General features: G+C 53.3%; 8 protein-coding genes. 5 read left to right on the forward strand and 3 right to left on the reverse strand.

Annotated elements, in window-relative coordinates; all coding sequences use genetic code 11:
• The coding region (locus ACEYDX_RS10435) for an NAD(P)H-hydrate dehydratase (protein WP_373741956.1) at positions 1–333 on the forward strand (333 nt) is incomplete at its 5' end.
• A 243-nt stretch (positions 334–576) separates the two neighbouring features.
• On the opposite strand, the gene gloA is transcribed toward ACEYDX_RS10435, so the two are convergent.
• Entirely contained in the window at positions 577–987 is a 411-nt protein-coding gene (gloA, locus tag ACEYDX_RS10440) for a lactoylglutathione lyase (protein WP_373741957.1), read from the reverse strand.
• Positions 988–1,298: 311 nt separating this feature from the next.
• On the opposite strand from gloA, the gene ACEYDX_RS10445 reads away from it, so the two are divergent.
• The 4 genes from ACEYDX_RS10445 (at position 1,299) to pntB (ending at position 5,458) form a co-directional block, all read left to right on the forward strand.
• The gene (locus ACEYDX_RS10445; RefSeq protein WP_373741958.1) at positions 1,299–2,840 is read left to right on the forward strand and encodes a Re/Si-specific NAD(P)(+) transhydrogenase subunit alpha; all 1,542 of its coding nucleotides are present in this window, start codon (positions 1,299–1,301) and stop codon (positions 2,838–2,840) included.
• A 122-nt stretch (positions 2,841–2,962) separates the two neighbouring features.
• Positions 2,963–3,295: an antibiotic biosynthesis monooxygenase gene (locus tag ACEYDX_RS10450; RefSeq protein ID WP_303233269.1), complete on the forward strand. Its 333-nt coding sequence runs from the start codon at positions 2,963–2,965 to the stop codon at positions 3,293–3,295.
• Between the two features lie 45 nt (positions 3,296–3,340).
• Positions 3,341–4,006 carry a class I SAM-dependent methyltransferase gene (locus ACEYDX_RS10455; RefSeq protein ID WP_373741959.1) on the forward strand — a complete coding sequence of 222 codons (666 nt, stop codon included), beginning with the start codon at positions 3,341–3,343 and terminating at the stop codon, positions 4,004–4,006.
• A gap of 66 nt (positions 4,007–4,072) precedes the next feature.
• Positions 4,073–5,458, forward strand: a complete 1,386-nt coding sequence (pntB, locus tag ACEYDX_RS10460) for a Re/Si-specific NAD(P)(+) transhydrogenase subunit beta (protein ID WP_373741960.1) — start codon at positions 4,073–4,075, stop codon at positions 5,456–5,458.
• Positions 5,459–6,286: 828 nt separating this feature from the next.
• Here the strand turns inward: pntB and ACEYDX_RS10465 are convergent.
• Positions 6,287–7,102 carry a hypothetical protein gene (locus ACEYDX_RS10465; protein WP_373741961.1) on the reverse strand — a complete coding sequence of 272 codons (816 nt, stop codon included), beginning with the start codon at positions 7,100–7,102 and terminating at the stop codon, positions 6,287–6,289.
• Between the two features lie 36 nt (positions 7,103–7,138).
• On the reverse strand, positions 7,139–7,517 hold a 379-nt coding region (locus tag ACEYDX_RS10470; protein WP_373741962.1), incomplete at its 5' end, for a UvrB/UvrC motif-containing protein.

Raw genomic sequence — 7,517 nt, forward strand, 5'->3', positions numbered from 1 at the left:
ACCCGGAAATACCGTGCCGTTAGGGTTTTAAAAGGTCATGCTTCGCTGGTGTGCAGTCCGGAGGGCGGCTGCTTTGCCAACGGCAGCGGCAATGCGGGTTTGGCTACGGCAGGCAGCGGCGATGTTCTGAGCGGCATTGCGGGCAGCTTTCTGGCACAGGGTTTCGATGTCTTCGAAGCGGTTTGCGCCGCGGTTTGGCTGCACGGCGCGGCGGCCGATTTGCTGCGCGACAACGGCATTGGCGAATCCGGGCTGCTTGCAGGCGAAATCGCCCCCGCCGTCCGCCGTTTGCGCAATTTTCTGACCGAAGCCTTGCGGGAACAGTTTCCGTAAGGGCAAATGAAAACGCAGGCCGTCTGAAAACCGTCGGATACGGTCGGCCCACGGCAACAGATGCATCGCACATGAAGCGGCTGCATATGGAAACCCATACCGTAACGTACAGTTGCGCCGCGTCAGGCGGACAGCCATACCGGCACCATACCTGTCGGATATATCCCCGCGCGGATGATGCGCCCAAACCAAAGGCCGTCTGAAAAGTTTTCAGACGGCCTTTGGCTTTTTACCCGATTGATTTTATCGATACTGCACCGAATCGTTGCCGCTGCCTTTTTGGATGAACTCGATTTTGTAGCCGTCGGGGTCTTCCACAAATGCAATCACAGTGGTGCCGTGTTTCATCGGGCCGGCTTCGCGCACCACTTTGCCGCCTTTCTGTTTTACCCGTTCGCAGGCGGCGTAAGCATCGTCGACTTCGATGGCGACGTGGCCGAAGCCCGTCCCCAAATCGTAGCTTTCGGTGTCCCAGTTGTGGGTGAGTTCGATAACGGTGTGGTCGGTTTCTTCGCCGTAGCCGACAAAAGCGAGTGTGAATCGGCCTTCGGGATATTCGTGGCGGCGCAGCAGTTTCATGCCGAGAACGTTTTGGTAAAACTCGAGCGATTTTTCAAGATTGCCGACGCGCAGCATGGTGTGGAGCATTCTCATGGCGGATTCCTTTTTACGGTTGTGGTTATGAAGACCGCGATTTTAGCACGGCGGCGTTTTCAGACGGCCTGAAGGCGGCGGAAACGGCCAACCGTGCAACTATCTTTATGAAAGTATTCGCGGGTTGTCAGGCTGTGTAAAAAGGTCTATAAAGGAAACCGTTAATTTATTACACGGCTGTGTTCGGATGATGTGGTTCATGCGTCGGTTGCGCCGACCGTCGTTCCCACGAGGGCGGGAATGATGCCGTCTGAAAAACATCAGCCCGTTGCATTTATTTATTCGGTTTGAAACAAGAAAGGCATGACAAGATGAAAATCGGTATTCCGAAAGAATCCCTGTCGGGCGAAACCCGTGTGGCCTGTACCCCTGCTACGGTCGGGCTGCTGAAAAAGCTCGGTTTCGAAGTGGCGGTGGAACGTGGCGCGGGTACGGCTGCGGGGCTGGTGGATTCGGCCTATGAAGCGGCGGACGCGGCGGTGGCAGATGCGGCCGAAGTGTGGGATTGTCCGCTGATTTATAAGGTAAACGCGCCGACGGCGGAGGAAACAGGCCGTCTGAAAGCGGGGCAGACTTTGGTAAGCTTTATCTGGCCTGCGCAAAATCCCGAATTGGTGCAACAGCTTAGCGATAAAAAAGTGAACGTGCTGGCGATGGATATGGTGCCGCGTATTTCGCGTGCGCAGTCGCTCGACGCGCTGTCTTCGATGGCCAACATCAGCGGCTACCGCGCCGTGATTGAGGCGGCGAACGCATTTGGCCGTTTCTTCACCGGCCAGATTACCGCCGCGGGCAAAGTGCCGCCGGCGCAGGTTTTGGTCATCGGCGCGGGCGTGGCCGGTTTGGCCGCCATCGGCACGGCGAACTCGCTGGGCGCGGTGGTGAAAGCGTTTGACACCCGTTTGGAAGTGGCCGAGCAGATCGAATCGATGGGCGGCCAGTTCTTAAAACTCGATTTCCCGCAGGAAGCGGGCGGCAGCGGCGACGGCTACGCCAAAGTGATGAGCGAAGAATTCATCGCCGCCGAAATGAAGCTGTTTGCCGAGCAGGCCAAAGAGGTGGACATCATCATCACCACCGCCGCCATTCCGGGCAAACCCGCGCCGAAGCTGATTACCAAAGAAATGGTCGACAGCATGAAGGCTGGCAGCGTGATTGTGGATTTGGCCGCGGCCACAGGCGGCAACTGCGAATTGACCAAACCGGGCGAATTGTTCATCACTGACAACGGCGTGAAAATCATCGGCTACACCGATATGGCCAACCGTTTGGCGGGGCAGTCTTCCCAGCTTTATGCCACCAATCTGGTCAATTTAACCAAGCTGTTAAGCCCGAACAAAGACGGCGAAATCGCGCTGGATTTCGAAGATGTGATTATCCGCAACATGACCGTTACCCGCGAGGGCGAAATCACGTTCCCGCCGCCTGCCATTCAGGTTTCCGCCCAGCCGCAGCAAACGCCGTCTGAAAAAGCCGCGCCCGCAGCCAAGCCTGAGCCGAAACCTGTTCCCGCGTGGAAAAAACTCGCGCCCGCCGTTATCGGCGCGGTACTGATTTTGTGGATCGGCGCGGTCGCTCCGGCGGCATTCCTGAACCACTTTATCGTGTTCGTGCTCTCGTGCGTGATCGGCTATTACGTCGTATGGAACGTATCGCACTCGCTGCACACGCCGCTGATGTCGGTTACCAACGCGATTTCCGGCATCATCGTCGTCGGCGCGCTGCTGCAAATCGGCCAGGGCAACGGCTTCGTGTCGCTGCTGGCGTTTATCGCCGTGCTGATTGCCAGCGTGAATATCTTCGGCGGTTTTTATGTTACCCGCCGTATGTTGAATATGTTCCGCAAAGGGTAAAGCCGTTTTTAGACGGCCTGTAAAACGCAAAGGCCGTCTGAAAAACAAAAGCCTTGCACGGTAACAGCTTTACCCCCGCACCAAACTTCAAGGCCGTCTGAAACCACGAAAAAGGACTACCGATGAACTTTGCCAAAACCCCCGAACCGCCGTATTACGCCGTTGTCTTCACATCGCGGCGCACCGACGGCGACAACGGCTACGGCAAAACCGCCGAACGCATGGTCGAACTGGCGCAGCAGCAGGCAGGTTTTCTCGGCGCGGAAAGCGTGCGCGCGGAAGGCTTCGGCATCACCGTTTCCTACTGGTCGGACGAAGCATCCATCGCCGCATGGAAACGGCACGCCGAACACCGGATTGCCCAAGAAACGGGCAAAGCGTTGTGGTATGCCGATTATGCAATCCGCGTCTGCAAAGTGGAACGCGCCTACGGCACGGTTTTTCAGACGGCCTGAATACGGTTATTCGCTGTAACTCTGTATCGCAAAAAGGAAAATGCAATGGAACTGTCTTCCGAACAGATTGCCGCCCAATTGCGCTGTCCGCATGACGAAGCAGGAGTATCGTTCGGCCAAGTGATGAACCTGCGCAATCTGCCGCAGATAGCCGGCGCATTTGCCGCCGTCGGCATAGAAGGCCAAGACCGCATACTGGAAACGGGCTGCGGCGACGGCGGTTTACTCGGCTATGTTTTGTCGCTGGCTGAAAACGTGCATTACACGGGGTTGGAAATTTCACCCCTGATGCAGCAGCAGGCACAGGCATTCAACGCGCCGTTTATTGCGGCAAACAAAGCCGAATACCGGCTCTACGACGGCAGGCTGCTGCCTTTTGAAAACGGTGCGTTCCACAAAGCCGTCTCGGTCAACACGGTTTATTTTTGGGAAGACGCTCTGGAAATGTTGGCCGAAACCTGCCGCGTGCTGCAAACGGGCAGGCGGTTTTGTTTGAGTTTCTGCGAAAAAGACTTTATGAAACGGCTGCCGTTTGCCGAACACGGTTTCACGCTTTATGACGCGGCCGACATCAGGCGGTTGGCGGAAAAAATCCCTTTCCGCTGCCTTGCGGAAACACGCAGCCGTGATTGGGCGGTCAGCAAAAGCGGAGATTTGGTGCGGCGGGAATGTGTGCATTTGGTTTTTGAAAAATACGAAAAGGCCGTCTGAAAAACGGTTTCAGGCAGTCAGGATGCTGCTTTAAATCCATGATTTTATTTTAAATTGGAGAACATCATGTCTTCAGGACTCGTTACCGCGGCCTACATCGTAGCCGCCATCTTATTCATTTTCTCGCTGGCGGGGCTTTCCAAACAGGAAACCGCCAAACAGGGCTGCTACGCAGGTATCGCGGGCATGGCGGTTGCCCTGTTCGCCACGGTGTTCAGCGAGCAGACCCACGGCTTTTTCTGGGTCGTTTTGGCGATGGCCCTCGGCGCGGGCATCGGCATTTACAAGGCGAAAAAGGTCGAGATGACCGAAATGCCCGAGCTGATTGCGCTGTTGCACAGCTTCGTCGGTCTGGCCGCCGTGCTGGTCGGCTTCAACAGCTTTATCGCCTCGGGCGACGTGCCGTCTGAAATGCACACCATTCACTTGGTGGAAGTGTTTCTCGGCATTTTCATCGGCGCGGTAACGTTTACCGGTTCTATCGTCGCTTTCGGCAAGCTCAACGGCAAAATCAGCAGCGCGCCGCTGCAACTGCCCGCCAAACACAAGCTGAACGCGGCGGCCTTAATCGGCTCGTTCCTGCTGATGCTGTGGTTCGTCGCGGTTGACGGCAGCTGGTTCCTGCTGATTTTGATGACCCTGATTGCGCTGGCCTTCGGCTGGCACTTGGTCGCTTCCATCGGCGGCGCGGACATGCCCGTGGTGGTGTCCATGCTCAACTCGTATTCCGGCTGGGCGGCGGCGGCGGCGGGCTTTATGCTGTCGAACGACCTGCTCATCGTAACAGGCGCGTTGGTCGGCTCAAGCGGCGCGATTTTGTCGTACATCATGTGTAAAGCCATGAACCGCTCGTTCATTTCCGTGATTGCGGGCGGCTTCGGTACCGACGGCTCGGCCGCCGCAGCCGACGGCGGGGAAACGGGCGAATACCGCGAAGCGAAACCCGCCGAAGTGGCCGAAATGCTCAAAGGCGCAAGCTCCGTCATCATCACCCCCGGCTACGGCATGGCCGTGGCGCAGGCGCAGTATCCCGTGGCGGAAATCACCGAACTTCTGCGCAAAAACGGCACGGAAGTGCGCTTCGGCATCCACCCCGTCGCCGGACGACTGCCCGGCCATATGAACGTTCTGCTCGCCGAAGCCAAAGTGCCTTACGACATCGTGCTGGAAATGGACGAAATCAACGATGATTTCCCCGAAACCGACGTGGTGCTGGTCATCGGCGCGAACGACACCGTCAACCCCGCCGCGCAAACCGACCCCAACTCGCCCATCGCCGGCATGCCCGTGCTGGAAGTGTGGAAAGCCAAAGAAGTAGTCGTGTTCAAGCGCTCGATGAACACCGGTTACGCAGGTGTGCAGAACCCGCTGTTCTTCAACGAAAACAGCGTGATGTGCTTCGGCGATGCCAAAGGCACGGTGGATGAGATTTTGGCGGAGTTGAAGAAATAAAGGCCGTCTGAAAGCAGTTGCTTCGGCGGGTTTCGCCAGAAAAGTCAAAACATTCCTGTCTAATCAAAAGGCCGTCTGAAAAAATTCAGACGGCCTTTTGATTGCAAAACAAGGATTGGGGAAATTGTAGGATGGGTGGAACCCATCATGCCGAAGCATTCCGAAGCGGTGGGTTTACACCCACCCTACCCGTTTCCCGATGTAGGTACGGTTAGCCGCCCAAAGCGGCGTAACCGTACGCAGGCAGCGGTAATACGGAAAACTGTTATGCCGTCTGAAAAACGGTTTTAGCGAAACCCGTTACACTCGTTTTCAGACAGCGTTTGGTGTAGGCAGGATTTGAAACATATTCATACGATTACGCCGCTTTGGGCGGCTAACCGTACCTACGGGTTCTTGGGTGAGGCGGCACGTCGTAACCCGACGAAACGGCAGCCATGTAGGTTGGGTTAGGCGGTACGCCGTAACCCAACGCAACGGCAGGTTCGGTTAGGTTCCCGAAGCGGTAACGGTTGTTGGGTTACGGCCTTAAAGCGGCCTAACCCAACCTACGCTTGCTACGCTTGCTAAAATTTTCAGACGGCCTTTTGATTGCAAAACAAGGATTGGGGAAATTGTAGGATGGGGGCGAACCCATCATGCCAAAGCATTCTGAAGCGGTGGGTTTACCCCCCCCCCTACCCGTTTCCTGATGTAGGTACAGTTAGCCGCCGGCAGCAAAATAGCAGGTTGGGTTAGGCGGCACGCCGTAACCCGACGTGATAGCAGGGGGTTCGGTTAGGTTTCCGAAAGCGGTAACGGTTGTTGGGTTACGGGCCTTAAAGCGGCCTAACCCAATCTACGCTTGCTCTTTTTAAGATTTAATGCATATTCAATAAATTCTTTTTTATTCATAACTTGAGTGGGAACATCTATAGAATAATAAATAGCTTTAGCTTTTGGATTTAATTTTTTATCATCTGTAACAAAAATATTGACATGAGCAGCATAAATTATATGTGAAACATCATGTAATCTTGAACGATATTTCTCTTCTTTTTCCCTTTTAAATCCAATTTTTTCTAAACAATTTGCTGCAAGATTTACATATCCCTCTAATAAAGCAAAATTCCTTCTAAATTGTTTAAAGTTCCAGTTTAGCATTTTCCTAGCTTCATTTTTGCTTAAATTAGCCTCTATTGCTAAATTAGAAATAATTTCCGATTTATATCGAGCTAATACCGTATCGACTGGAAGATTAGCCATAATTTTCGGATCGGTTTCAGGAGCATTATTTGCATTAGCTTCTGCTAAAACTTGCTTATCAATGAATTCCGCCAATTTATTTCTATCATAATATTTTAATACTCTTTCATAGCAATCAAAAGGAGACTCATCATAAAATTCAACTGGTTCATGCCTTTTAGTAGGTCTTAATGCATTACGATGACAAATTTTTCCCAAAAACTCCACTTCTTCCCTTGCTATGTCGACAAGATAATTATCTTGCATTTCCGTAACAGCAATATCTTCCAAATGAGCAGGGCTAAAAACTAAAATATGGCTTTTTTTATCTAACCGTTCAAATGCTTCAGTTAATTCAGGGAATTGATTCACCCTTAAATAGCTTATGATATTGTAATCAAAATAAACATATTTTTTCATTAATACACTCTTAAAAAATAAAATTAAGCAAACGAACTACTCCGCCCCAAACAACAACCCTTCCTTAATCCCCCTGATCCTATCCCGCAACACCGCCGCTTCTTCAAACTGCAAATCCTTGGCCGCCTGCTGCATCTGTTTCTCCAACTTGGCGATTTCTTTAAGCGCGTCTTCTTCGGTATGGATTTCGCCGACTTTGACCTTGCCTTTGTTTTTCAGACGGCCTTTGCCGCTGCTTTCTTCGTGGTACACGCCGTCGATGATGTCTTTCACTTTTTTGTTGATCTGCTGCGGGACGATGCCGTGTTCTTGGTTGAATTTCATCTGTTTTTCGCGGCGGCGTTCGGTTTCGTCGATGGCGGCGCGCATGGAATCGGTGATTTTGTCGGCATAGAGTATGGCCACGCCGTTGACG

Source organism: Neisseria sp. (genome assembly GCF_041804105.1).
Taxonomy (GTDB): domain Bacteria; phylum Pseudomonadota; class Gammaproteobacteria; order Burkholderiales; family Neisseriaceae; genus Neisseria.

Bases quoted from the DNA above. Each gene is read 5' to 3' on its own strand.
- ACEYDX_RS10445 (WP_373741958.1), top strand. From the start codon at position 1,299: ATGAAAATCGGTATTCCGAAAGAATCCCTGTCGGGCGAAACCCGTGTG.
- ACEYDX_RS10455 (WP_373741959.1), top strand. From the start codon at position 3,341: ATGGAACTGTCTTCCGAACAGATTGCCGCCCAATTGCGCTGTCCGCAT.
- pntB (WP_373741960.1), top strand. From the start codon at position 4,073: ATGTCTTCAGGACTCGTTACCGCGGCCTACATCGTAGCCGCCATCTTA.
- ACEYDX_RS10465 (WP_373741961.1), bottom strand. From the start codon at position 7,102: ATGAAAAAATATGTTTATTTTGATTACAATATCATAAGCTATTTAAGG.
- ACEYDX_RS10450 (WP_303233269.1), top strand. From the start codon at position 2,963: ATGAACTTTGCCAAAACCCCCGAACCGCCGTATTACGCCGTTGTCTTC.
- gloA (WP_373741957.1), bottom strand. From the start codon at position 987: ATGAGAATGCTCCACACCATGCTGCGCGTCGGCAATCTTGAAAAATCG.